The sequence below is a fragment of the Pseudomonas sp. Sample_14 genome (assembly GCF_004307515.1).
Taxonomy (GTDB): domain Bacteria; phylum Pseudomonadota; class Gammaproteobacteria; order Pseudomonadales; family Pseudomonadaceae; genus Aquipseudomonas; species Aquipseudomonas atacamensis.
In genome coordinates this window covers 124,230-146,987 of the sequence record NZ_RCOC01000096.1, presented here as the reverse complement: position 1 = coordinate 146,987, position 22,758 = coordinate 124,230, and the positions used below count along the sequence as shown (strand labels likewise).

Below are 22,758 nucleotides of genomic sequence, written 5' to 3'. Positions count from 1 at the left end.
GCCAGGAGAACGGCCATGAACAGTTTTGCTTCAGCCTCGCATGCCAATTCGACCGCCCTGCCCGTCTCTCGCCTGGGCACGCCGACGGAAGATCTGTATCCGCGAGTGTTCGACGCGATTCTCGAGCAGCGTATCGATGAAGACAGCCGGTTCACCGAGGACACTCTGCAGGCGATGTTCAACGCCGGCCGCGCCGATGTGCGGCGGGTGCTGACGCAGTTGTCCCACGAGCAGATCGTGGTATTGCGCGCCAATCATCGACCACGAGTGGCCGCGCCTGATCGGGAGCTGATCCGGCAGACCTTGCATGCGCGACGGCTGGCTGAGCACACCTTGGTGCGGTTGGCCTGTCAGCGTCCGCAGCCAGACGATCTGAAATGTTTGCGCACGTTGATAGAGCGCGAGAAGCGCGCCACCGAGCAGGCTCGGCGCGGGGCGGCGATTCGGTTATCGGGGGAGTTTCATTTGCAGTTGGCACGGATGGCGGGGAATGTGCCGTTGGCGCATTTTCTGCGCAGCCTGGTGCCGCTGACGTCGTTGGCGATTGCGCGGAGTCATTTTTCGACGCAAAGCTGTTGCGCATGGCAGGAGCATTTGTCGTTGGTTGAGGTTGTGGAGCGAGGTGATGTTTCCAAGGCCTGCATGTTGATGGATCGGCATCTGGATCATCTTGAGCAGACACTGCTCGGTCCAGACCTTGAGCATTGTGCTGTCGGTTAGACCGCCTTCGCGAGCAAGCTCGCTCCCACAGTTGACCGCATTTCTCTGGACGGAATACGGTCTCCTGTGGGAGCGAGCTTGCTCGCGAAGACGCCATCACTGACAACCAAGATCCATCAGGCAGAAGCAACCCTGGCAAACCCCGCCCGAATTTTCTCTTCCGGCAAATCATCGGCAATAAACACGATCACACTCTCGCGCGCCTCGCCCTCGGCCCATTCGGTGTCCCAGTCGAAACCATAGAGTTTCAGCACACCCTGAAACACCAACCGCCGATCTTCGCCGGCAATGTTCAGCACGCCTTTGTAGCGCAGCAACTGCTTGCCGTGCTCTTCCAGCAACTCGTTCATGAATTCGCTGAGCTGATCGATATCCAGCGCCTGATCGGTGCGCAGCACCAGGCTGGAGATGCGATCGATCGACGGTGCCTTGCTCACCGGACGCAGGCTCAAACCGCCGCCCAGGTCAGCATTGAGGTTGAAGCCGCGTACATCCAGCAGTTCGGCCAGATCGATATTGCCATGCTCGACCACGCGGATCGGCGCGCGGCGGTTGATTCGCGTGAGGCGTTCGCTCAGCGCAGTGAACGTCGCCTCATCGACCAGGTCGGTCTTGCTCACCAGCAAGCGATCGGCGAAACCGATCTGCGCCTGGGCAATGGTCTGGGTCAGGTGCACGTCGGCGTGAGCGGCGTCGACCAGGGTGATGATGCCGTCGAGCAGATAACGCTCGCGCAGCTCTTCCTCGATGAAAAAGGTCTGTGCCACCGGCGCCGGATCGGCCAGCCCCGTGCACTCGATCACCAGACGATCGAAGGCGATCTCGCCACTGTCCAGGCGTTCGAGCAGCAGGTACAGCGCCTTGGTCAGATCGGTGTGAATGGTGCAGCAGACGCAGCCGTTGGCCAGGGTCATGACTTGCACCGGCTCGTCACCCAGTAACTGAGTGTCGATGCCGGCGTCGCTGAATTCGTTTTCGATCACGGCGATTTTCAGGCCGTGCTCGGCTTTCAATAAATGACGCAGCAAGGTGGTCTTGCCGGCGCCGAGGAAACCGCTGAGAACCGTTACCGGAATGGGAGAAGACAAAACCCGATCTCCTGAAAAGAACACAAAAACAAATGTGGGAGCGAGCCTGCTCGCGAAAGCGGTGTGTCAGTCAAATCATTCATCAACTGACACTCCGTATTCGCGCGCAGGCTCGCTCCCACAGGGGATTACCTCAACCTGATGCTGTCAGCTCAACAGCACTTCGGCCCACCCTTGCCACCGTAACGGGCTTCCTGACGTTCGCGAAAGAACATCTCGTAGCTCATCACCGGTTTGTCCGGGTGTTTGGTTTGCATATGCTCGACGTAGGTGTCGTAGTCGGGCATGCCGACCATCAGGCGCGCGGCCTGACCGAGGTATTTACCGAGGCGACTCAGGTCATTGAACATGCTGCAATCCTCTGGTTACGCATCCGGCAGGGCCTGGAATGGCGATTCTTTATCCGTACGCTCTTTTTTGCCCCAGGCGGCGATGCCGACCTTGAGCGCATAGAACAGGATGCTGAACACCACGAACAGGAACAGCGCGGTGAGTGTGGCGTTGGTGTAGGCGTTGAAGATCACGTGCTGCATCTGCTCGACGCTTTTAGCCGGTGCCAGCACCTGACCGTTGGCCAGCGCATCGCTGTACTTCTTGGCCAGGGACAGGAAGCCGATCGCCGGGTTGGCGTCGAACAGCTTGATGAAGCCAGCAGTAGTGGTGCAGATCAACAGCCAGGTGGCCGGCAACAGGGTGACCCAGATGTAGCGCTGGCGCTTCATCTTGATCAGGACCACGGTGCCGAGCATCAGCGCAATACCGGCGAGCATCTGGTTGGAGATGCCGAACAATGGCCACAAGGTGTTGATGCCGCCCAGTGGATCGATCACGCCCTGATACAGCAACCAGCCCCACATCGCCACACAACCGGCGGTGGCGATCAGGTTGGCGCCCCACGATTCGGTGCGTTTCAGCGCTGGTACGAAGGAACCGAGCAGGTCCTGCAGCATGAAACGCCCGGCACGGGTGCCGGCGTCCACAGCGGTGAGGATGAACAGCGCTTCGAACAGGATCGCGAAGTGGTACCAGAACGCCATGGTGTTTTCACCCGGCAGGACACTGTGCAGGATCTGCGCGATACCGACCGCCAGAGTCGGCGCACCACCGGCACGGGCCAGAATGGTGGTTTCGCCGATGTCATGGGCAACCGCTTGCAGCGCTTCCGGTGTGATCGCAAAGCCCCAGCTCGTGACAACCTGCGCCACCGAAGCGACGTCACTGCCGACGACTGCGGCCGGGCTGTTCATGGCGAAATATACACCCGGCTCGATCACCGAAGCGGCAACCATGGCCATGATCGCTACGAACGATTCCATCAGCATGCCGCCGTAACCGATGTAGCGGGCGTTGATTTCGTTATCCAAAAGCTTCGGCGTGGTGCCCGACGAGATCAGCGCGTGGAAACCCGATACCGCGCCGCAGGCGATGGTGATGAACAGGAACGGGAACAGACCGCCCTTCCATACCGGCCCGGTGCCATCGACGAACTGGGTCAACGCCGGCATTTTCAGCTCGGGCATGGTGATCAGGATGCCGATCGCCAGGGCGACGATGGTGCCGATCTTGAGGAAGGTCGACAGGTAGTCACGCGGCGCGAGAATCAGCCAGACCGGCAGCGATGCAGCGACGAAACCATAGCCGACCAGCATCCAGGTAATCTGCACACCGGTGAAGGTAAAGGCTTTGGCCCATACCGGATCGGCAGCGATCTGCCCGCCCAGCCAGATCGAACCGAGCAGCAGCAATACACCGACCACGGAGATTTCGCCGATGCGGCCGGGGCGGATGTAGCGCATGTAGATGCCCATGAAAATCGCGATCGGGATGGTCGCCATCACGGTGAAGATGCCCCACGGGCTCTCGGCGAGGGCCTTGACCACGATCAGCGCCAGCACCGCGAGGATGATGATCATGATCAGGAAGCAGCCGAACAGTGCGATGGTCCCGGGAATCCGGCCCATTTCTTCACGCACCATATCGCCCAGGGAACGGCCGTTGCGTCGGGTCGACATGAACAGGACCATGAAGTCCTGCACCGCGCCCGCCAGCACCACACCGGCTATCAGCCAGAGTGTGCCGGGCAGATACCCCATCTGCGCCGCCAGCACCGGACCGACCAGTGGCCCCGCGCCAGCGATGGCCGCGAAGTGATGACCGAAAAGAATGTGTTTGTTGGTCGGCACATAGTCCAGACCATCGTTGTTGAGCACGGCGGGGGTGGCCCGACGCGGATCCAGTTGCATCACGTTGTTGGCGATGAACAGACTGTAGTAACGGTACGCAACCAGATAAATGGCCACGGCAGCGACCACAATCCACAAGGCGTTGATCGCCTCGCCGCGGCGCAATGCCACTACGCCCAGGGCGCACGCTCCTACGATTGCCAGCACGAGCCAGGGTAAGTGGCGCAGCAGGCTATTATTATTTTTCATTTTATTATTCCAGCCAGGGTGGACAAGAAAGACAGCCACCCCGAGTTTAGCGCTTACGGCGCCAAAGGCCATACCCCGACATAGGTCTAGACGCTTGAGCGATTGGCTGGCGCCCGCATTCGCGGTCTATAGTCAGCGAACCTTCATGAGGATTGCGCCATGAGCGAGCACCCCGCCAATCGACGTCGTTTCAAACGTATTGCGTTCGATGCCCGAACCGAGCTGAAACAGGGCGAATACATCTGGCCGGTCAAACTGATCGACCTGTCGCTCAAGGGACTGCTGATCGAGCGACCGGAGCCGTGGCTCGGGGATAAAGAGCAGGACTTCTTCGTAGACATTCATCTGAGCGAAGACGTCGATATCGAAATGGACGTGCATCTGGCCCACGAGGAAAACGGCCACTTGGGGTTCATCTGCCGGCACATCAGCCTGGAATCGATCCAGCGCCTGCGCCGCTTGATCGAACTGAATCTGGCGGATGAGGCCGAGCTGGAGCGCGAACTGGGTGCCCTGATCGAAATCTAGCGCCACCCCCAACCCCGAATTGGAATGCCCTGTGGTGAGGGGAATCTATGTGGTGAGGGGATTTATGGGGTGAGAGGATTTATGTGGCGAGGGGATTTACCCCGTTGGGCTGCGCAGCAGACCCGTTTTTTCAGGGCCGCTACGCGCCCCAACGGGGATAACCCCCCACAGAGGTTCGGCGTTCACTCAAACAGTGCGTCAAGTGCTTGTTCAAGGCGGCTCACGGCGATGATCTGCAAGCCGGGAGGCGATTCCTTCGGTGCGTTACCCTTGGGCACGATCGCGCGTTTGAAGCCGTGCTTGGCCGCTTCCTTCAACCGCTCCTGCCCGCTCGGCACCGGGCGCACCTCGCCAGACAGGCCGACTTCGCCGAACACCAGCAGATCATGGGGCAGCGGCCGGTTGCGCAAACTCGACATCACCGCCGCCATCAACGCCAGATCCGACGCCGTCTCCAGCACCTTCACGCCACCCACCACGTTGAGGAACACGTCCTGATCGTGGGTCGGAATCCCGCCGTGGCGGTGCAGCACCGCGAGCAACATCGCCAATCGGTTCTGATCCAGCCCCAGCGTCACCCGACGCGGGTTGGCCAGATGGCTGTCATCGACCAGCGCCTGCACTTCGACCAGCATCGGTCGGGTGCCTTCCCACGTCGCCATGACCACACTGCCCGGGACTTCTTCCTGAGCACGGGTAAGAAAAATCGCCGATGGGTTGGAGACTTCTTTCAGGCCCTTGTCGGTCATGCCGAACACGCCCAACTCGTTGACCGCTCCGAAACGGTTTTTCACCGCCCGCAGCAGACGCAGACGACCATCGGATTCACCTTCGAAATACAGCACCGTGTCGACCATGTGTTCCAGAACACGTGGACCGGCCAGCGCACCTTCTTTAGTGACGTGGCCGACGAGGAAGATCGCCGTGCCGCTCTGTTTGGCATAACGCACCAGCAGCGCCGCACTCTCGCGCACCTGCGACACGCCGCCCGGGGCCGATTGCAGTTGTTCGGTGAAGATGGTCTGGATCGAGTCGATCACCATCACCTTGGGCTTTTCCTGGCGGGCAGTGGCAATGATGGTTTCGATGCAGGTTTCGGTCATCACCCGCAGTTGATCCTGCGGCAGGCCGAGACGGCGAGCGCGCATCGCCACTTGCTGCTGGGATTCTTCGCCGGTGACGTACAGCGCTGGCATGCTCTTGGCCAGATTGCACAGGGTCTGGAGCAGGATTGTCGACTTGCCGATCCCCGGATCACCGCCGATCAGCACCACCGAGCCATCGACCAGCCCGCCGCCGAGCACGCGGTCGAGCTCACCGGACGCGGTGGAAAAACGTGGAATCTCTTCGATGCTGACTTCGGCGAGCGTCTTGATCTGCGCCTGCTGGCCGGCCCAACCGGTGCGCCCGGTGGGTGCCGTGGCGCCGCCGCTTTCGATCATGGTTTCGGTCAGGGTGTTCCAGGCACCGCACTCACCGCACTGCCCGGCCCACTTGGGAAAGGTTGCGCCGCACTCGGTGCAGCCGTACATGCGCTTGGCCTTGGCCATCAGAACCCCCGGAACAAAAGACGCGATGATAACGCAGCCATCGCCGATCAGCGCGGCGCAGCGGTACGGATTTCGCCGCTGGCCAGACGCGCGGCACTGTTACCCAGCGGATCCTCGGCGTTGAGGTCGGCGCCCTTGGCTTTCAACGCATCAAGCAATTCCAGACGCTTGAACAGCCCGGCGTACATCGCCGCTGTTTGTCCGGCGCCGTTACGTTGGTCGGGGCTGCAATCGGTGGCCATCAGGCGCCGGGCGATCTGCAACTCGCCTTTGAAAATCGCGCCCATCAGCGCCGTGTTGCCGCGTTGATCCTGAGCACAGGCGTTCGCGCCCGCTGCCAACAGTCGCTCAACCGCCGGCGCCTGACCGTGGTAGGCGGCCAGAATCAGCGCGGTGTAACCCTTGCTGTCGCGGGTATCGAGGGAATAGCCGGACTCGATAAAGGTCTCGAGCATTGGCACATCGCCACGGCGAGCGGCGTCGAAGTAGTAATCCTGCAACTGCGCCTTGATTGCCTCGGGGCTTTGCTCGACCGGTGCCGCCCACACGGTGAACGACAGGCACCCGGCCAGGCACAAAAGAAAAATACGCATCGGGCTCTCCTTGAGCGCACGCGAGGCGGGACAGCCCTCGCGTGCGCCGCATCGCTATCAGTCGGTCAGTTTGGCCGCCAGTGCTTTCACACGGCTGAGGTCGCCCTTGGCCACTTCGGTCACACCGCTGCCGTACTCGGGGTCAGCCTTGTACAGGAAGGACAGGATGATGTGCTTGCTCTCGTCATCGGTGGTGGCCAGCGAGCCGCCGAAGCTGTCGATCAGGTCGCGGCGTTCCTGCTTGCTGTACGAGCGATACAGATCACCGGCCTGCTTGAAGTTCTGCTCACGCTGGATCTTCGCCTGCTGCGTGCTGCCCGCCAGCGCCGACTGGCTGTAACGCGCCGCTGGCGTTTCTTCACGCGGTTGCAGGCGGCTTGGCTGGTAGTTGACGCCGGACTGGCTGGCGCCAAAATTCATCGCGCCATCCTGATTGCCATTGTTCACTGCGGTTTTCGGTGCGTTGATTGGCAATTGCAAAGCGTTGGCGCCGAGGCGATACATCTGCGTATCGGCGTAAGAGAACACTCGGCCCTGCAACAAACGATCTTCCGAAGGCTCGATACCCGGAACTACGTTGGCCGGTGCCATGGCAACTTGTTCAGTTTCCTGGAAGACATTGGCCGGATTACGGTTCAAGACCATTTGTCCAACTTTGCGCTCGGCAATACCCGGCCAGATCTTGGTTGCATCCAGTGGATCGAAATCAAACTTGGACAAATCCTGCGGCTTGAGAACTTGCACGTACAAGTCCCACTTCGGAAAGTTGCCCTTGTTGATATTACTCACCAAGTCGTTGGTCATATGACTGTAATCCTGACCTTGAACTTCACTGACTTGCTTTGGCGTGAGGTTCTTGATGCCTTGCAAACTTTTCCAGTGAAACTTCACATAGTGAACTTCATTCTTGGCATTGATCAGCTTATAGGCATGAACACCATTGCCATCCATCTCTCGATAACTGGCCGGAGTGCCGTAGTTGGAATACAACTCGGTCAGTGTGCGGGTGGCTTCCGGTACATGGGAGAAGAAATCGAATCGGCGCGAATCGTCGTCGAGGTTGGTGCGTGGATCGGGCTTGAAGGCGTGGACCATATCCGGGAATTTGATCGCATCGCGGATGAAGAAGGTCGGGAAATTGTTGCCGACCAGATCCCAATTACCGTCAGCGGTGTAGAACTTGGTGGCGAAACCACGCGGGTCACGCAGGGTTTCCGGGGAATGGTTGCCATGCACCACCGCCGAAAAACGCACGAATACCGGCGTGCTCTGGCCTGCGGCGAACACCTTGGCCTTGCTCAGGTCGCTGAGGTCATCGGTCACGGTGAAGGTGCCATGAGCGCCGGTGCCGCGTGCATGTACCACGCGCTCGGGAATACGCTCACGATCGAAGCGTTGCAGCTTCTGGATCAGTTGCACGTCCTGCAGCAGCACCGGGCCAGTGGCGCCGGCAGTTTGCGAGTTCTGATTGTCACCGACAGCAGCGCCGTTATCGCGGGTCAGCGGAGCGGCGTTGACCGAGAAGGTCAGCAGGCTGGCGGTGAGAACGCCGAGGGTGCGGCGATGGGGAAAAGCCCCCAGTCCAAGAGCGGAAGTCATATCAGGTTCCTCTGGTTTTATTGGGCGCATCCAGGTGCGCCACAGCAAGGCTAGAGGCCCGTGCCGAGGAACATAAATAGAAAGAACGTAACGCCATGATTGAAGAAATTGGCTTTCCCGTCAGCGGGTTAGCGCGTATTCCGCGCGCGATTGCTGGCATTTTGCAAACTAATCGTCAATTGATGTGTCGATAAAAACGGGCATTGTAAGAAGGTGTTTCGCGCAGGAGGCGTTTCGCTGATTTACACTGCCTACACCAAACTCATCTGTAACAAGGAAATAACTATGGGCGTGCTTAGCGAGTTCAAGGCCTTCGCGGTCAAAGGCAATGTGGTCGACATGGCCGTCGGTATCATCATCGGCGCGGCGTTCGGCAAGATCGTTTCGTCGTTTGTCGGCGACGTGATCATGCCGCCGATTGGCCTGTTGATCGGTGGGGTGGACTTCAGTGATCTGGCTGTCACGCTCAAAGCCGCCCAGGGCGATGCGCCCGCCGTGGTGCTGGCTTACGGCAAATTCCTGCAGACGGTGCTGGATTTCGTGATTGTCGCGTTTGCGATCTTCATGGGCGTCAAAGCCATCAACCGCCTCAAGCGCGAAGAAGCCGTGGCGCCGACCGCGCCGCCGATCCCGAGCAAGGAAGAGCAACTACTGGGCGAAATCCGCGACCTGCTCAAGGCGCAGAACGAGCGGCCCTGAGGCATTCGCTACACATCAAAACGGCACCCGCGGGTGCCGTTTTCGTTACCAGTAATTCTCCACCGCAACCTGCCCCGGCTTGCGCGTCAGGCTCAGGCGCATGTCGCGCTGTTTCAGCAAGGCGCGGGTGTCGTCAATCATCTGCGGATTGCCGCACAGCATCACTCGCGAATGCTCTGGCGAGAGCTCAACCCCTGCCGCTCGTTCCAGTTCGCCGTTTTCGATCAACGTGGTAATCCGGCCCTGCAATGCGCCTGGGTGGGCTTGGCGGGTGACAGTGGGGATGAATTGCAGCTTGTGGGCGTATTCACTCAGATAGTCACGTTGCGCCAACCCGCCGATCAACTCTTGATAGGCCAGTTCCCGCGCCTCCCGGACGCTGTAAACCAGAATGATCCGCTCCAATTTCTCCCAGACCTCGAAGTCCTGCAGGATCGACAGAAAGGGCGCCACCCCGGTGCCGGTCGACAATAACCACAGGTCTCGGCCGTCGACAAAACGATCCAGCGTCAGGTAGCCGAACGCCTGGCGCTCGACCATCAAGCTGTCGCCGACCTGTAGCCGGCTCAGCTCACTGGTGAATTCGCCGCCCGGCACGACGATGGAAAAGAACTCGAGAAACTCATCGAACGGCGACGACACCATCGAATAGGCGCGCCAGACCGTGCTGCCATCGGCCTTGGTGACGCCCAGCCGGGCGAACTGGCCGGCACGGAAGCGAAAGCCGGGATCACGGCTGGTGCGCAGCGTGAACAGGTTCGGCGTCAACGGTTGCACATCGAGCAAGGTCTGGGTGGTGTACTTCTCGGCACTGGCAGTCATGAGGCACTCCTTGAAACGATTGCCCACAGTGTCCCGCAAAATCGCGCTGCCAAACACTCGTGATTGGTAATGGTATTGACGGGATCAGCGCTAAACATTCGATTCGCTGGCAATGCTGGATCTAGAGCAATAACTTTAAGATGCCAGTTAAAATATAACAGCCTGTATTGCTAAGAACACTTTATAAAAAACATCAAAGTTTCAATCTCGAAAAAATGTAAGGCGTTTCGCAGGAAAGATCCTACACTTCGATTCGTGCCGGATTTTTTGGATCCATTTGGCGCCCCTATATCAGGATGGAGGCAAAGTTCATGGAAACGTGGAAGGAATCACAATTGAAACAACTGACATTTGCCAAAGGCATTGAGGCGGCATACCCGATACTGCTGAGATTTGCCGAGAATCTGGGCTTTAACTATTGTGCGATAGCGGTCACCTCCCCCCATCGCGATGTCCATTTGAATGCCTTGCAAATCAATAACTATCCGAAAGAATGGAACATCCAGTACAACAAAGAGAACTACCGGAATATTGATCCGGTAATAGCGCATTGCAATCATTCGGTATTGCCGATCGTCTGGGAAGAAAGAGTATTCACCGATGCGCCAGAATTGTGGCAGGCGTTGAAACAGAATGGACTACAGCATGGCTGGTCGCAGGCCTTTCATGACGAAACCAGTGGTTTGTGCAGCATCATCAGCCTGGCGCGCACCCACTGCCCGATCAGCCCGCTCGAACTGTATGAGCATTACGGTTATCTGTTTTTTGCCAACCGACACTTCAGTGACCTGTATGCCCGCACCGTTCCCACACCGGCCAAGCCCAGCAAGCCGAGGCTATCGTCCCGGGAGCTGGAGATCATGAAACTGTCCGCCGTGGGCAAGACCGCTCACGATATTTCGCGAATCCTCAGCCTGAGCGAACGCACCGTTAACTATCACGTACAAAACGTCATCGAAAAATTCAACGTCTGCAACAAGATTTCCGCAGTGATTGCCGCCGCTCGTGCCGGCATTATCTGACAGCTGAGCGTTATCGCGCGGTAATCCTGCGAGTATTTAGGCGCAAAAAAACGTACCATTCAGGCCTTTCCGAGTGATGACGCAACCTGCTTGCATCGCAGTCCACTCGATCGGATCCCGTCGCACCATCTGCCGGCAACGGGATATCTGCCGAATATCCTGAGTCCCCGCCCCATGCCTTTGCTCGAAACGCCTTTCGCCCAGCTCGACCTGATCCGCCAGCCTGAACAGCAGAATGAACCACTGCAAGCCTTCGATGCGGCGGACGAATACCTGCTCAATCATCTCGCCAGCGAACAACCTGCGAGCAGCACCCGCGTGCTGGTGCTCAATGACAGCTTTGGCGCCTTAGCAATCAGCCTGCTGGGCAAGGTCGAGGTGAGCAGCAGCGGCGACTCGTTCCTGGGTTTCGTCGGGCTGGAAAAGAATCTGCTGCGCAATGGTCAGGCGTTCGATGCGATTCGTCCGATTCCGGCCAGTGAGCCCTTGGTCGGGCCGTTTGACCGGGTGCTGATCCGCGTCCCCAAAACTCTGGCGCTATTGGAAGAACAGCTGATCCGCCTGCAAGGACAACTCGCTCCCGGCGCGCAAGTGATCGCCGCCGCCATGGTCAAGCATCTGCCGCGCGCTGCCGGCGACTTGCTGGAGCGCTACGTTGGTCCTGTGCAGGCATCGCTGGCAGTGAAAAAGGCGCGATTGCTGATCGCCACACCTGAAAGCAAAGCGCCCGCCACATCGCCCTACCCGACTCGCTATCGCCTCGACGAACCAGCGATCGAATTGCTCAACCACGCTAACGTGTTCTGCCGCGAAGGCCTCGACATCGGCACTCGCGCGTTTCTGCCGCATCTACCGAAAAACCTTGGCCACGCGCGAGTCGCCGACCTCGGTTGCGGCAACGGTGTTCTGGCAATCGCCAGCGCCTTGCAGAACCCGGATGCACATTACACGCTGGTCGACGAATCGTTCATGGCGGTGCAATCGGCTGCCGAGAACTGGCGCGCGGCATTGGCCGATCGCGAAGTCACCGTGCGCGCTGGCGATGGTCTGGCCGGGCAGGCGCCGCAGTCGCTGGACGTGGTGCTGTGCAACCCGCCGTTCCATCAGCAGCAGGTGGTTGGCGATTTCCTCGCCTGGCGCATGTTCCAGCAGGCGCGCGAGGCACTGGTGGTTGGTGGTGCGCTGTACATCGTCGGCAACCGGCATCTGGGCTATCACAGCAAACTGGCGCGCCTGTTTCGTGGTGTCGAGCAAGTGGCGGCGACGCCGAAATTCGTCATCCTCAAGGCGCGCAAATAAAACTGCGGCGTAAAAAAACCCTCCGTGAGGAGGGTTGCAAATCCATACCCGAAGGCGCCGGGACGGGATGTTTCAGTGGGTGGTCAAACCTGCGGCATTCATGAACATGCGCATCAGGCTGGCGGCGATGAACAACACGCCGACACTGCCAACCCAGATCAGGGCCAACCAGCCGAGCCGCTGCCACAGTGGCTTTTTTTCGGCTTCTTCAATGTCGTGCAGGGAATGTTTGCCGGTCATTGCATCGATCTCCGTTAAGCCGAGGCGTCACTGCGGACGCCTTCGCGAGCAGGCTCGCTCCCACAGGGCAAGCCCAGCATGGGATTAGTGGTAACCGTCTTCGTGGGTGACCTTGCCGCGGAACACGTAGTAGCTCCAGAAGGTATATCCCAGGATGAACGGAATGATGAACAACGTGCCGACCAACATGAAGCCCTGACTTTGCGGCGGCGCGGCGGCGTCCCAGATCGATATCGACGGCGGCACGATGTTCGGCCACAGGCTGATGCCCAGACCGCTGTAGCCGAGGAAAATCAGCACCAGGGTCAGCAGGAACGGCGTGTAGTTGGCATTACGTGCCACCGCGCGAATCAGGCCGTACAAGGTGACCAGCACCAGAATCGGCACCGGCATGAACCAGAACAGATTCGGCATGCTGAACCAGCGCGAGGCGATTTCCGGATGCGACAGAGGCGTCCACAGGCTGACGATACCAATCACTGCCAGCAGGACGAATGCCAGCGGTCGCGCCAGATCATGCATCTGTTCCTGCAATTTGCCTTCGGTTTTCATGATCAGCCAGGTGCAGCCGAGCAAGGCATAGGCCACCACCAGCGCCGCACCGCAGAACAGCGTGAACGGCGTCAGCCAGTCCAGTGAACCACCGGCGAACTGGCGATTGACCACCGGCAGACCATCGATGAACGCTCCCAGCGCCACGCCCTGAAAGAACGTCGCCGCGATCGAACCACCGATAAATGCCTTGTCCCACAGGTGACGCTTTTCATCCTTGGCCTTGAAGCGAAACTCGAAAGCCACGCCGCGAAAAATCAGGCCCATGAGCATGAAGATCAGCGGCAGGTACAGCGCCGACAACACCACCGAATAGGCCAGCGGGAAGGCGCCGAACAACGCCGCGCCACCCAGTACCAGCCAGGTTTCGTTGCCGTCCCAGACCGGGGCGACGGTGTTCATCATCACGTCGCGATCGGTCTTGCCGGGTACGAACGGGAAGAGAATGCCAATGCCCAGGTCGAAGCCGTCCATGACCACGTACATCATGATGCCGAAGATGATGATCACGGCCCAGATCAGCGGAAGATCGATACCCATGAGTCAAATCTCCTTGGTCAAGCGAGTGTTGTCTTCGTGCTCGCCCTCGGCCGGATCGTCGGCTGCGGACAACGGACGCGCCGGGGTGCGTTTCTTGCCTGGACCACCGTCCGGTGTTTCGCTGCCTTCGCTGATCTTCGGCCCTTTGCGCACCAGGCGCATCATGTAGCCGAGACCGGCGCCGAACAGGGCGAAATAGACCACGACGAACATGATCAGGGTGATGCTCATCTGCATGAAGCTGTGGTTGGACGAAGCATCTGCGGTGCGCATCAGGCCATAGACCACCCACGGTTGACGGCCGATTTCCGTGGTGAACCAGCCAGCGAGAATCGCGATCAGACCGGACGGCCCCATCCACAAGGCCAGATGCAGGAACGGCCGCGAGGTATACAGCGAGTCACGCTTGCGCAGCCACAGGCTCCACAACCCGGTGAAGATCATCAGGAAACCGAGGCCGACCATGATCCGGAACGACCAGAACACGATGGTCGAATTCGGCCGGTCTTCCGGTGGAAATTCCTTCAGCGCCGGCACTTGTTTATCCAGCGAGTGGGTGAGGATCAGGCTGCCGAGGTATGGAATCTCTACGGCGAACTTGGTGCGTTCCTCTTTCATGTCCGGCCAGCCGAACAGGATCAGCGGCGTCGCTTCGTCGCCATGGTTTTCCCAGTGGCCTTCGATCGCCGCGATTTTTGCCGGCTGGTGCTTGAGCGTATTGAGGCCGTGGAAGTCGCCGATCACAGCCTGGATCGGCGCGACGATCAACGCCATCCACATCGCCATCGACAGCATGGTGCGGATCGCCGGGTTGTCCCTGCCGCGCAGCAGGTGCCAGGCCGCCGACGAGCCGACGAAGAACGCCGTCGCGACGAACGCGGCCGTGGCCATGTGCATCAGCCGGTAAGGGAATGACGGGTTGAAGATGATTGCCAGCCAGTCGGTGGGGATCACCTGACCGTTGACGATTTCAAAGCCTTGCGGGGTCTGCATCCAGCTGTTGGAGGCGAGAATCCAGAAGGTCGAAATCAGCGTGCCGATCGCTACCATCACCGTCGAGAAGAAGTGCAGGCCGCGCCCGACCTTGTTCCAGCCGAACAGCATCACGCCAAGGAAACCGGCTTCAAGGAAAAACGCCGTAAGCACTTCATAGGTCAGCAACGGCCCGGTGACGGCACCGGCGAAGTCGGAGAAACGACTCCAGTTGGTGCCGAACTGATAAGCCATGACCAGCCCGGAAACCACGCCCATGCCGAAGTTGACGGCGAAAATCTTCGACCAGAAATGGTAGAGATCGCGGTAGGTGTCGTTGCGGGTCTTCAGCCACAAGCCTTCGAGCACCGCCAGGTAACTCGCCAGGCCGATGGTGATGGCCGGGAACAGAATGTGGAACGAGATGGTGAACGCGAACTGAATTCGGGCGAGATCGAGAGCCTCTAAACCGAACATATGGCTTCCTCTGTCAGGTAATACGGGTAGCTGGCCCGGAGGCCTGCACCACTGCCCCCACGGATATGGAGTGCGGCGAATTCGGATTCGTTCTTTTTTTGCAACCATCGCAACGCAGGGAGTCTGGCCAAATGGCCGCCAGATCAGTTCCGGTCGGGGTCTTGATCTGGATCAAGCAACGTTGAAAGAGTAGTCCCATTTTTGCCAATGAACTGCGTGGTGGTTTGCCGCGTGACAAGTTGCCTCACTCCCCTGTGGCGAGGGGATTTATCCCCGTCCGGCTGCGCAGCAGTCGTCGTTTCGAGATTTTGGGGCCGCTGCGCGACCCAACGGGGATAAATCCCCTCACCACAGGGCTGATTGTCAGCATGAAAGATCGATGTCTGGCTAACTGAATTGTTTCTCGTAGCAACTTCCTGTTACAGACTGGTGATAATCTCGCCGTTCACTCGTCCAAGACCTGCCTTCAGATGCCCACACAAGAGCCCCTGCTGTTACGTCACCATCGTCCGTTCATGGCTTTCTGGCTGGCGCGGATTTTCACCGCCAGCGGGTTCCAGATGCTCACCGTGGCAATTGGCTGGAACCTGTATCAACTGACCGGCAACGTGCTGGATCTGGGCCTGGTCGGGCTGGTCGAATTCGCCCCGCGGGTGCTGTTCATGCTGCACACCGGGCATGTCGCTGATCGCTACGATCGGCGCAAGGTCGCCGCGCTTTGCCAGTCGTTGCAGGCGTTGATTGCCTTGGCGCTGGCCATCGGCAGCGCCACCGATCACGTCACCCGCGAGATGATTTTCATCCTCGCCTTTCTGCTCGGCGCCGCCCGTTCGTTCGAGATGCCGACGACTCAGGCGCTGCTGCCGAGCATCGTCCCAAGTGCGCTTTTCCCCCGCGCAGTTGCCGCCGCGCAATCGGCGCAGCAGTCGGCCACTATCGTCGCCCCGGCCCTCGGCGGTTTGCTCTATGCATTCGGCAGCGTCTGGGTCTACGGCCCGACCGTGCTGCTGTATGTGATCGCCTGTTCGCTGATGCTCAACCTGCCGGCACGCCAGACGCCATTGAATAAAGGCAAAGCCACGCTGGACTCGCTGCTGGCGGGGATTCGCTTTATCCGCAGCCGCCCGGACATCCTCGGCGCGATCTCGCTGGACCTGTTCGCCGTGTTGCTCGGCGGCGCCACGGCGTTGCTGCCGGTGTTCGCCAAGGACATTCTGCTGACCGGCCCGTGGGGTCTTGGCCTGTTGCGCTCGGCGCCGGCGGTGGGTGCGTTGCTGATGTCGCTGTTTCTCGCGCGATTTGCCGTAGAACGCAATGTCGGCCGGGTGATGTTCACCGCCGTCGGCATCTTCGGCGTCGCCACTATCGCGTTTGGTTTGTCGACCTCGTTCTGGTTCTCCCTGGCGGTGCTGGTGGTGCTCGGCGCAGCGGACATGATCAGCATGGTCATCCGTGCCTCGTTCGTACAGCTGGAAACTCCCGACGAAATGCGCGGCCGGGTCAGCGCGGTGAACGGCCTGTTCATCGGCGCATCGAACCAGTTGGGCGAATTCGAATCCGGCATCACCGCCCACTGGTTCGGCACCGTGCCGGCGGTGGTGATGGGCGGGATCGGCACCCTGGTGGTGACGGGGACGTGGATCAAACTGTTTCCGACGTTGGCGAATCGGGACCGGATGCATGTGCCGGTGGAAGAGAAGGTCTGAGCTTTTTTGGAAAAAACTCACCTGCTCAGCACATATCAAGCGACAACGTGCGGTACATAGTTACCGCACTGAGTGTAATGTATCGCCTTACACTCGCCGCCATGATCAAATCCTTTCAGCACAAAGGCCTTCGTGGCTTCTATGAAACAGGTACGACTCGTGGAATTCGTGCCGACCATGCAAAACGGCTGTCGCGCATGTTGCAGTTCATGGATCGAGCGACACTTCCCGGCGATCTGGACTTGCCGGGCTGGCGCCTGCATCCGTTGAAAGGCGAGCTGAGTGAATACTGGTCGCTCAGCGTTTCAGGCAACTGGCGAGTGATCTTTCGTTTTGTCGGTTCGGATATCGAATTGGTCGATTATCTGGACTACCACTGACAGGAGGCAGGCTCATGCCCATGCACAACCCGCCACACCCCGGTGAAACCCTGCTGCTGGATGTCTTGCCCGAGCTTGGTATCAGCGTGAGCGAATTGGCCCGGCACCTTGGCTTTGCACGCCCGCATCTTTCGCGCGTACTGCACGGACACGCGCCAATCAGCCCGGATCTGGCAGTACGACTTGAGCGTGCAGGGATCGGCAAGGCGCGCGTTTGGCTAGGCGTCCAAACCGACTACGATCTTTGGCAAGCGGAGCACCGTGAGCAACCAATGATAGAACCCCTCGCAGCCCACGGCTGACCCGTCAGGCCATCAACTCCCCCGCCACCCTCGCCCGCAACGCCTTGCCACCAAGCTGCTCGACCAGGGTCAGGGCAAATTCCAGCGCCGCGCCCGAGCCTTGGGCGGTGATGCAGTTGCCGTCGACCACCACCGGTTGATCAACAAACGTACAGCCGGACAACTGATGGCTGGCGCCGGGCAGGCAGGTCATGCGTCGCTGGCGCAGCACGCCTGATGCCTGGAGGGCGGTGGCTGGGGCTTCGCCGATGGCGGCGAACAGGCGGCCGGCGCTGGCTTGGTCCTTGAGCAACTGCTGCAAGGGCTGATGCGCCGCCAGATGCAGGGAACCGACGGCACCGCCCGGCAGGGCAATGAGGTCAAAAGTCTGTGCCAGTACATCGACGAGCATGCCGTCGGCAGTCAGCCGGGTGCCGCGTGCGCAGGTCAGCATGCGCCGGCCTTCGATGCTGGCGGCGACCACTTCGATGCCGGCGCGGCGCAGCACGTCGATCAGGGTCACGCTTTGCAAATCGTCGATGCCTTCGGCGAGGGCAATCAGGGCTCTGGAAGTCATGGGCGCTTTCCGCTGGGTAGTCAGTCAAGCGTAGTCAGCTTTGTCCCACCTTGTTCGCAGACAGCCGTTACTTGATGTAAAGCTGAGTCGAAAGCGTGTTGCGCGGAGCGTTGATCGAGGTGTTGCTGAAGTTGAAGGTGCCTTGCTGTTTGCCGGCCAGATCGAAGGTATAAAGAGAACCGACGGTTTTGCTGCCAGGGGTGCATTCAGTGAGATTGCCATTATCGAAGGCGCACACCGGACCTCGGGTGCCGTTGACCTCGAAGCCATCCAAAGTCACGTGTGGCTGGTTCTGGCCATAGCCGACTTCCAGCACATAGACCTTGATATTCGGCCCGCTGTGATTGCATTGGGTTTGCGGCTGGTTATCGGCAATATCTTCCAGACCGCAGGATGGCGATTGCACTTTGATCACCTTCACCTCGGTGAGCGGCGGCGCCGATGCCGCGAACGCCGGAGCTGTCAGCAGCAGTGCTGCAATCCATCCGAAAATCCTGATCCCGCCGTTGCGCATGCCTGCCCACTCCAAAAAATCAGCGCGCAGTATGGCGCAGTTGTCGGCTGCGCAAAACTTCGCCGACGATCGACACCAACATCCGCCAAATTCCTCACGCGGCTGGTATGATGCGCGGCTTTTTCCGACCCACGACAATTTCCCAGGCGCTTGCGACGGTCTGTGCTTTGCTGTTGAGGTCGATACATTCACGGCGCCACGCGCGCCACGGGGAGCAGACATGCTGGAAAGGCTGTTTCAACTCAAGGCACACAACACCAACGTGCGCACCGAAATTCTTGCGGGCGTCACGACTTTCCTGGCCATGGCTTACATTCTGTTCGTCAACCCGAGCATCCTCGGCGAGACCGGCATGGACAAGGGCGCAATTTTCGTCGCCACCTGTCTGGCGGCCGCCATCGGCTCGACCGTGATGGGCCTGATCGCCAACTACCCGATCGCCCTCGCTCCGGGCATGGGCCTGAACGCCTTCTTTACCTACACCGTGGTGCTGCACATGGGCCACACCTGGCAGGTGGCGCTGGGTGCGGTGTTCATTTCCGCCGTGCTGTTTTTCCTGCTGTCGATCTTCCGCATCCGCGAATGGATCATCAACGCCATTCCGCTGCCACTGCGCTCGGCGATTGCCGCCGGTATCGGCCTGTTCCTGGCGCTGATCGCCCTGCACAACGCCGGTATCGTGGTCAGCAACCCGGCGACCATGGTCGGCCTCGGCGATCTGACCAAACCGGCACCGATTCTGGCCACCGTCGGCTTCGCCGTGATCGTCGCCCTCGAAGCGCTGAAAGTGCGCGGCGCGGTGCTGATCGGCATTCTCGCCGTAACCATCGCCTCGATCGTACTGAACGTCACCGAGTTCGGCGGCATCATGTCGATGCCGCCGTCGCTGGCGCCGACCTTCCTGCAACTGGACATCAAAGGCGCACTGGACATCGGTCTGGTCAGCGTGATCTTCGCCTTCCTGTTCGTCGACCTGTTCGACAACTCCGGGACCCTGATCGGCGTCGCCAAGCGCGCCGGCCTGATGGGCAAGGACGGCCACATGCCGAAAATGGGCCGTGCGCTGATCGCCGACAGTACGGCGGCCATGGCCGGCTCGCTGCTGGGCACGTCGACCACCACCAGTTACATCGAATCCGCTGCCGGCGTCAGTGCCGGTGGCCGCACGGGCCTGACCGCCATCGTCGTGGCAATCCTGTTCCTGCTGGCGCTGTTCTTCTCGCCCTTGGCGGCCAGCGTTCCGGCATTCGCCACCGCGCCAGCGCTGCTGTTCGTCGCGGTGCTGATGACTTCCGGCCTGGCGGAAATAGACTGGGACGACATCACCGTGGCAGCACCGGTTGTGGTTACCGCACTGGCCATGCCGTTCACCTATTCGATCGCCAACGGCATCGCCTTCGGCTTCATCGCCTGGACCGCCATCAAACTGCTGTCCGGCCGTGCCCGTGAGCTGAACCCGGCTCTGGTGATTCTGTCGATTCTGTTTGTGATCAAGTTGGGTTGGTTCAACGCATGAGTTTCGATTCCCAAGCCTACGCCGAACAACTCGAGGCCAAGGTCACGCGCTTGCGTGATCTGCTGGCATCGTTCGATGCACCCGAGCCGACGGTGTTTGACTCGCCTCTGCAGAACTTCCGCCTGCGCGCCGAATTCCGCCTGTGGCGCGAGGGCGGCGAGCGGCATTACGCGATGTTCTCTCAGGACGACAAGCGCACGCCGATACTCATCGAAGAATTCCCGATTGCCAGCCTGCGCATCAACCAGTTGATGCCGCAGTTGAAGGCCGCGTGGCAAGCCAGTTCGGCGCTGAGCCACAAGTTGTTCCAGGTCGAATTCCTGACCACGCTGGCCGGCGACGCGATGATCACCCTGTGCTATCACCGTCCGCTGGACGAGCACTGGCATGCGGCGGCAACTCAGTTGTCGGCGGATCTGGGCGTGAGCATCATCGGCCGCTCCAAAGGCAAGCGCGAAGTGCTCGGTCAGGACTATGTCGTGGAGAAACTCGAAGTCGGCGGCCGCACCTTCAGCTATCGCCAGCCCGAAGGCGCGTTCACCCAGCCCAACGGCACGGTGAACCAGAAGATGCTCAATTGGGCATACGAAGCCTTGGGCGATCGCAGCGACGATCTGCTCGAGCTGTACTGCGGCAACGGTAACTTCACCCTGCCGCTGGCGACTCGCGTGCGCAAAGTGCTCGCTACCGAAATCAGCAAGACTTCGGTCAACGCGGCCCTGAGCAATCTCAGCGAAAACGCTGTGGATAACGTCACGCTGGTGCGCTTGTCCGCCGAGGAACTGACCGAAGCGCTCAACGAAGTGCGCCCGTTCCGTCGCCTGCACGGCATCGATCTGAAGAGCTACGAATTCGGCAGCGTCTTCGTCGACCCACCGCGCGCCGGCATGGATCCGGACACCTGCGAACTGACCCGGCGCTTCGACAACATCCTCTACATTTCCTGCAACCCGGACACCCTGGCGGCTAACATCGCCCAGTTGCATGACACCCACCGCATTACCAAGTGCGCGATGTTTGACCAGTTCCCGTGGACCCATCACATGGAATCCGGTGTGCTGCTGACCCGGCGTTGATTGCGGGTAGCTGATACGGAAAAGCCGTCGTGATTGACGGCTTTTTTGTGGGGAATCTTTTGATCTGTGCGATCACCGAACATAAAACGCCAAGGTCATTTCTGTCCAATTGACCGATGTAACCATCTAGTACATTTTATCTCCACAGGCTGAACCCTCTCGGCCGATGCCAAAAACAAGAAGTGGAGTTACCCCATGTCCCCTACCGTTCTGGTGCTTAACGGCCCGAACCTGAACCTGCTCGGCACTCGCGAGCCGGCGACTTATGGTCATGAAACCCTGGCGGATATTTCCGCGCTGTGTGGTCGCGCGGCTGACGAGTTCGGTCTGACCGTGGAATTTCGCCAGACCAATCATGAAGGCGAGCTGCTCGACTGGATTCACGCCGCGCGTGGTCGTTGTGCCGGGATCGTGATCAATCCGGCGGCGTGGACGCACACGTCCGTGGCGATTCGCGATGCCTTGGTCGCCAGCGAGCTGCCAGTGATTGAAGTGCACCTGTCCAACGTCCACGCCCGTGAGCCGTTTCGTCATCATTCATTTGTTTCCGACATTGCCACGGCGGTGATGTGCGGGTTCGGCAGCCATGGCTATCGCCTGGCGCTGGAGCATTTCAGCCAGCGGTTGCAGAGGTAAGAAACCATGTCGCGTTCCAAGGTGATACTCGCCGGGCTGATCGGCGCCGGGATTCAGGCTTCACGCACGCCGGCACTGCATGAGCACGAAGGTGATGCGCAGGGCCTGCGGTATCTGTACCAGCTCATCGACCTCGATCAATTGCGCCTCGACAGCACGGCCCTGCCCGACTTGCTGCAGGCGGCGGAGCGAATGAATTACACCGGGCTGAACATCACTTTCCCGTGCAAACAGGCGGTCATCCCGCTGCTCGATGAGTTGTCGCCGGAAGCCCGTGGCATCGGCGCGGTGAACACGGTGGTGCTGAAGGACGGCAAGCGTGTCGGCCACAACACCGATTGCCTCGGTTTCGCCGAGGGTTTTCGCCGGGGTCTGACAGACGCTGCCCGTGAACGCGTCGTCCAGATGGGCGCCGGTGGCGCTGGCGCGGCGGTGGCCCACGCGCTGCTCAGCGAAGGCGTACGGCAATTGACGATTTTTGATGTCGACCGCGAGCGTGCCGAGAGCCTGGCAAACAATCTCAATCAACATTTTGGCGCCGGTCGCGCACAGGCGGGGCGGGATTTGCCCGTGGCGCTGGCGCAGGCCGATGGTCTGGTCAACACCACGCCGATGGGCATGGCCAAGCTGCCGGGTTCACCGGTGCCGGCCGGGTTGCTGCGCAAGGAAATGTGGGTCGCGGAGATTGTGTATTTCCCGCTGGAAACCGAACTGCTGCGCGACGCCCGCGCCTTGGGTTGCCGCACGCTGGATGGCGGCAACATGGCGGTGTTTCAGGCGGTGAAGGCGTTTGAACTGTTCAGCGGCGTGGTGCCGGATGCGCAGCGTATGCTCGAGCATTTTCAGAGCATGAATGGCTGAACAACAGGGTAACTCTGTGGGAGCGAGCTGCTCGCGAAGGCGTCGATTCAGTCAACGAACAGGGCGACTGACACACCG

At 59.9% G+C, this 22,758-nt stretch carries 24 protein-coding genes; 12 read left to right on the top strand and 12 right to left on the bottom strand.

Features of this window, described 5'->3' with window-relative positions; all coding sequences use genetic code 11:
• Positions 1 to 15: 15 nt before the first annotated feature.
• The gene (locus D8U61_RS25085; protein WP_125925965.1) at positions 16 to 720 is read left to right on the top strand and encodes a GntR family transcriptional regulator; all 705 of its coding nucleotides are present in this window, start codon (positions 16 to 18) and stop codon (positions 718 to 720) included.
• Positions 721 to 836: 116 nt separating this feature from the next.
• On the opposite strand, the gene yjiA is transcribed toward D8U61_RS25085, so the two are convergent.
• The 3 genes from yjiA to D8U61_RS25070 form a co-directional block, all read right to left on the bottom strand.
• Positions 837 to 1,808 carry a GTPase gene (gene yjiA, locus D8U61_RS25080; RefSeq protein WP_130887747.1) on the bottom strand — a complete coding sequence of 324 codons (972 nt, stop codon included), beginning with the start codon at positions 1,806 to 1,808 and terminating at the stop codon, positions 837 to 839.
• A 152-nt stretch (positions 1,809 to 1,960) separates the two neighbouring features.
• Positions 1,961 to 2,158 (bottom strand): YbdD/YjiX family protein, encoded by a 198-nt coding sequence (locus tag D8U61_RS25075; RefSeq protein ID WP_003228401.1) that lies wholly within the window; start codon positions 2,156 to 2,158, stop codon positions 1,961 to 1,963.
• Between the two features lie 15 nt (positions 2,159 to 2,173).
• The gene (locus D8U61_RS25070) at positions 2,174 to 4,240 is read right to left on the bottom strand and encodes a carbon starvation CstA family protein (protein ID WP_130927858.1); all 2,067 of its coding nucleotides are present in this window, start codon (positions 4,238 to 4,240) and stop codon (positions 2,174 to 2,176) included.
• Positions 4,241 to 4,399: 159 nt separating this feature from the next.
• Between D8U61_RS25070 and D8U61_RS25065 the strand changes: the two genes are divergently transcribed.
• Positions 4,400 to 4,768 (top strand): PilZ domain-containing protein, encoded by a 369-nt coding sequence (locus D8U61_RS25065; protein ID WP_071173654.1) that lies wholly within the window; start codon positions 4,400 to 4,402, stop codon positions 4,766 to 4,768.
• 182 nt (positions 4,769 to 4,950) lie between these two features.
• Here the strand turns inward: D8U61_RS25065 and radA are convergent, their stop codons facing one another.
• Genes radA through katB form a run of 3 tightly spaced genes read right to left on the bottom strand, consistent with a single transcriptional unit; the run spans position 4,951 to position 8,510 of the window.
• Complete coding sequence (radA, locus tag D8U61_RS25060) at positions 4,951 to 6,318, bottom strand: DNA repair protein RadA (RefSeq protein ID WP_024014403.1); 1,368 nt, start codon at positions 6,316 to 6,318, stop codon at positions 4,951 to 4,953.
• Positions 6,319 to 6,365: 47 nt separating this feature from the next.
• Positions 6,366 to 6,911: an ankyrin repeat domain-containing protein gene (locus tag D8U61_RS25055; RefSeq protein WP_130927857.1), complete on the bottom strand. Its 546-nt coding sequence runs from the start codon at positions 6,909 to 6,911 to the stop codon at positions 6,366 to 6,368.
• 57 nt (positions 6,912 to 6,968) lie between these two features.
• On the bottom strand, positions 6,969 to 8,510 hold the full coding sequence (gene katB, locus D8U61_RS25050) for a catalase KatB (RefSeq protein WP_110603132.1): 1,542 nt from the start codon (positions 8,508 to 8,510) through the stop codon (positions 6,969 to 6,971).
• Positions 8,511 to 8,795: 285 nt separating this feature from the next.
• Here katB and mscL point away from each other — a divergent pair, with 285 nt between their 5' ends.
• Positions 8,796 to 9,209 carry a large-conductance mechanosensitive channel protein MscL gene (gene mscL / locus D8U61_RS25045; RefSeq protein WP_024014404.1) on the top strand — a complete coding sequence of 138 codons (414 nt, stop codon included), beginning with the start codon at positions 8,796 to 8,798 and terminating at the stop codon, positions 9,207 to 9,209.
• Positions 9,210 to 9,254: 45 nt separating this feature from the next.
• On the opposite strand, the gene D8U61_RS25040 is transcribed toward mscL, so the two are convergent.
• Positions 9,255 to 10,031, bottom strand: coding sequence for a ferredoxin--NADP reductase (locus D8U61_RS25040; protein ID WP_130927856.1), 777 nt, complete (start codon positions 10,029 to 10,031; stop codon positions 9,255 to 9,257).
• A 311-nt stretch (positions 10,032 to 10,342) separates the two neighbouring features.
• Between D8U61_RS25040 and D8U61_RS25035 the strand changes: the two genes are divergently transcribed.
• Together D8U61_RS25035 and D8U61_RS25025 are read left to right on the top strand one after the other, a co-directional pair.
• Positions 10,343 to 11,053 carry an autoinducer binding domain-containing protein gene (locus D8U61_RS25035; protein WP_177433367.1) on the top strand — a complete coding sequence of 237 codons (711 nt, stop codon included), beginning with the start codon at positions 10,343 to 10,345 and terminating at the stop codon, positions 11,051 to 11,053.
• Positions 11,054 to 11,227: 174 nt separating this feature from the next.
• Complete coding sequence (locus D8U61_RS25025) at positions 11,228 to 12,352, top strand: class I SAM-dependent methyltransferase (protein ID WP_130887743.1); 1,125 nt, start codon at positions 11,228 to 11,230, stop codon at positions 12,350 to 12,352.
• Between the two features lie 72 nt (positions 12,353 to 12,424).
• Here the strand turns inward: D8U61_RS25025 and D8U61_RS25020 are convergent, their stop codons facing one another.
• From D8U61_RS25020 to D8U61_RS25010, 3 genes are all read right to left on the bottom strand, one after another.
• Complete coding sequence (locus D8U61_RS25020) at positions 12,425 to 12,592, bottom strand: DUF2474 domain-containing protein (RefSeq protein ID WP_016773090.1); 168 nt, start codon at positions 12,590 to 12,592, stop codon at positions 12,425 to 12,427.
• An 84-nt stretch (positions 12,593 to 12,676) separates the two neighbouring features.
• Complete coding sequence (gene cydB, locus D8U61_RS25015; RefSeq protein WP_016773089.1) at positions 12,677 to 13,684, bottom strand: cytochrome d ubiquinol oxidase subunit II; 1,008 nt, start codon at positions 13,682 to 13,684, stop codon at positions 12,677 to 12,679.
• Positions 13,685 to 13,687: 3 nt separating this feature from the next.
• The gene (locus D8U61_RS25010) at positions 13,688 to 15,133 is read right to left on the bottom strand and encodes a cytochrome ubiquinol oxidase subunit I (protein ID WP_024014409.1); all 1,446 of its coding nucleotides are present in this window, start codon (positions 15,131 to 15,133) and stop codon (positions 13,688 to 13,690) included.
• 470 nt (positions 15,134 to 15,603) lie between these two features.
• Here D8U61_RS25010 and D8U61_RS25005 point away from each other — a divergent pair, with 470 nt between their 5' ends.
• The 3 genes from D8U61_RS25005 to D8U61_RS24995 all read left to right on the top strand — a co-directional run bounded on the left by D8U61_RS25005 (position 15,604) and on the right by D8U61_RS24995 (position 17,521).
• On the top strand, positions 15,604 to 16,839 hold the full coding sequence (locus tag D8U61_RS25005) for an MFS transporter (protein ID WP_122610948.1): 1,236 nt from the start codon (positions 15,604 to 15,606) through the stop codon (positions 16,837 to 16,839).
• Between the two features lie 101 nt (positions 16,840 to 16,940).
• Positions 16,941 to 17,219 carry a type II toxin-antitoxin system RelE/ParE family toxin gene (locus D8U61_RS25000; RefSeq protein ID WP_038861219.1) on the top strand — a complete coding sequence of 93 codons (279 nt, stop codon included), beginning with the start codon at positions 16,941 to 16,943 and terminating at the stop codon, positions 17,217 to 17,219.
• Between the two features lie 14 nt (positions 17,220 to 17,233).
• Complete coding sequence (locus tag D8U61_RS24995) at positions 17,234 to 17,521, top strand: HigA family addiction module antitoxin (protein ID WP_016773085.1); 288 nt, start codon at positions 17,234 to 17,236, stop codon at positions 17,519 to 17,521.
• Between the two features lie 4 nt (positions 17,522 to 17,525).
• Here D8U61_RS24995 and D8U61_RS24990 read toward each other — a convergent pair whose 3' ends face one another.
• Together D8U61_RS24990 and D8U61_RS24985 are read right to left on the bottom strand one after the other, a co-directional pair.
• Entirely contained in the window at positions 17,526 to 18,077 is a 552-nt protein-coding gene (locus D8U61_RS24990; RefSeq protein ID WP_123443300.1) for a DJ-1 family glyoxalase III, read from the bottom strand.
• 67 nt (positions 18,078 to 18,144) lie between these two features.
• Positions 18,145 to 18,591 carry a DUF4879 domain-containing protein gene (locus D8U61_RS24985; RefSeq protein WP_024014412.1) on the bottom strand — a complete coding sequence of 149 codons (447 nt, stop codon included), beginning with the start codon at positions 18,589 to 18,591 and terminating at the stop codon, positions 18,145 to 18,147.
• Positions 18,592 to 18,811: 220 nt separating this feature from the next.
• On the opposite strand from D8U61_RS24985, the gene D8U61_RS24980 reads away from it, so the two are divergent.
• The 4 genes from D8U61_RS24980 (at position 18,812) to D8U61_RS24965 (ending at position 22,680) form a co-directional block, all read left to right on the top strand.
• Entirely contained in the window at positions 18,812 to 20,107 is a 1,296-nt protein-coding gene (locus D8U61_RS24980; protein WP_016773083.1) for an NCS2 family permease, read from the top strand.
• Entirely contained in the window at positions 20,104 to 21,183 is a 1,080-nt protein-coding gene (trmA, locus tag D8U61_RS24975; RefSeq protein WP_123443299.1) for a tRNA (uridine(54)-C5)-methyltransferase TrmA, read from the top strand. The genes D8U61_RS24980 and trmA overlap by 4 nt, the downstream gene beginning before the upstream one ends.
• A 195-nt stretch (positions 21,184 to 21,378) precedes the next feature.
• Positions 21,379 to 21,819 carry a type II 3-dehydroquinate dehydratase gene (gene aroQ, locus D8U61_RS24970; protein WP_130927855.1) on the top strand — a complete coding sequence of 147 codons (441 nt, stop codon included), beginning with the start codon at positions 21,379 to 21,381 and terminating at the stop codon, positions 21,817 to 21,819.
• 6 nt (positions 21,820 to 21,825) lie between these two features.
• Positions 21,826 to 22,680, top strand: coding sequence for a shikimate dehydrogenase (locus D8U61_RS24965; protein ID WP_130927854.1), 855 nt, complete (start codon positions 21,826 to 21,828; stop codon positions 22,678 to 22,680).
• Positions 22,681 to 22,758 lie beyond the last annotated feature (78 nt).

Bases quoted from the DNA above. Each gene is read 5' to 3' on its own strand.
- D8U61_RS25085 (WP_125925965.1), top strand. From the start codon at position 16: ATGAACAGTTTTGCTTCAGCCTCGCATGCCAATTCGACCGCCCTGCCC.
- D8U61_RS25075 (WP_003228401.1), bottom strand. From the start codon at position 2,158: ATGTTCAATGACCTGAGTCGCCTCGGTAAATACCTCGGTCAGGCCGCG.
- D8U61_RS25070 (WP_130927858.1), bottom strand. From the start codon at position 4,240: ATGAAAAATAATAATAGCCTGCTGCGCCACTTACCCTGGCTCGTGCTG.
- D8U61_RS25065 (WP_071173654.1), top strand. From the start codon at position 4,400: ATGAGCGAGCACCCCGCCAATCGACGTCGTTTCAAACGTATTGCGTTC.
- radA (WP_024014403.1), bottom strand. From the start codon at position 6,318: ATGGCCAAGGCCAAGCGCATGTACGGCTGCACCGAGTGCGGCGCAACC.
- D8U61_RS25055 (WP_130927857.1), bottom strand. From the start codon at position 6,911: ATGCGTATTTTTCTTTTGTGCCTGGCCGGGTGCCTGTCGTTCACCGTG.
- katB (WP_110603132.1), bottom strand. From the start codon at position 8,510: ATGACTTCCGCTCTTGGACTGGGGGCTTTTCCCCATCGCCGCACCCTC.
- mscL (WP_024014404.1), top strand. From the start codon at position 8,796: ATGGGCGTGCTTAGCGAGTTCAAGGCCTTCGCGGTCAAAGGCAATGTG.
- D8U61_RS25040 (WP_130927856.1), bottom strand. From the start codon at position 10,031: ATGACTGCCAGTGCCGAGAAGTACACCACCCAGACCTTGCTCGATGTG.
- D8U61_RS25035 (WP_177433367.1), top strand. From the start codon at position 10,343: ATGGAAACGTGGAAGGAATCACAATTGAAACAACTGACATTTGCCAAA.
- D8U61_RS25025 (WP_130887743.1), top strand. From the start codon at position 11,228: ATGCCTTTGCTCGAAACGCCTTTCGCCCAGCTCGACCTGATCCGCCAG.
- D8U61_RS25020 (WP_016773090.1), bottom strand. From the start codon at position 12,592: ATGACCGGCAAACATTCCCTGCACGACATTGAAGAAGCCGAAAAAAAG.
- cydB (WP_016773089.1), bottom strand. From the start codon at position 13,684: ATGGGTATCGATCTTCCGCTGATCTGGGCCGTGATCATCATCTTCGGC.
- D8U61_RS25010 (WP_024014409.1), bottom strand. From the start codon at position 15,133: ATGTTCGGTTTAGAGGCTCTCGATCTCGCCCGAATTCAGTTCGCGTTC.
- D8U61_RS25005 (WP_122610948.1), top strand. From the start codon at position 15,604: ATGCCCACACAAGAGCCCCTGCTGTTACGTCACCATCGTCCGTTCATG.
- D8U61_RS25000 (WP_038861219.1), top strand. From the start codon at position 16,941: ATGATCAAATCCTTTCAGCACAAAGGCCTTCGTGGCTTCTATGAAACA.
- D8U61_RS24995 (WP_016773085.1), top strand. From the start codon at position 17,234: ATGCCCATGCACAACCCGCCACACCCCGGTGAAACCCTGCTGCTGGAT.
- D8U61_RS24990 (WP_123443300.1), bottom strand. From the start codon at position 18,077: ATGACTTCCAGAGCCCTGATTGCCCTCGCCGAAGGCATCGACGATTTG.
- D8U61_RS24985 (WP_024014412.1), bottom strand. From the start codon at position 18,591: ATGCGCAACGGCGGGATCAGGATTTTCGGATGGATTGCAGCACTGCTG.
- D8U61_RS24980 (WP_016773083.1), top strand. From the start codon at position 18,812: ATGCTGGAAAGGCTGTTTCAACTCAAGGCACACAACACCAACGTGCGC.
- trmA (WP_123443299.1), top strand. From the start codon at position 20,104: ATGAGTTTCGATTCCCAAGCCTACGCCGAACAACTCGAGGCCAAGGTC.
- aroQ (WP_130927855.1), top strand. From the start codon at position 21,379: ATGTCCCCTACCGTTCTGGTGCTTAACGGCCCGAACCTGAACCTGCTC.
- D8U61_RS24965 (WP_130927854.1), top strand. From the start codon at position 21,826: ATGTCGCGTTCCAAGGTGATACTCGCCGGGCTGATCGGCGCCGGGATT.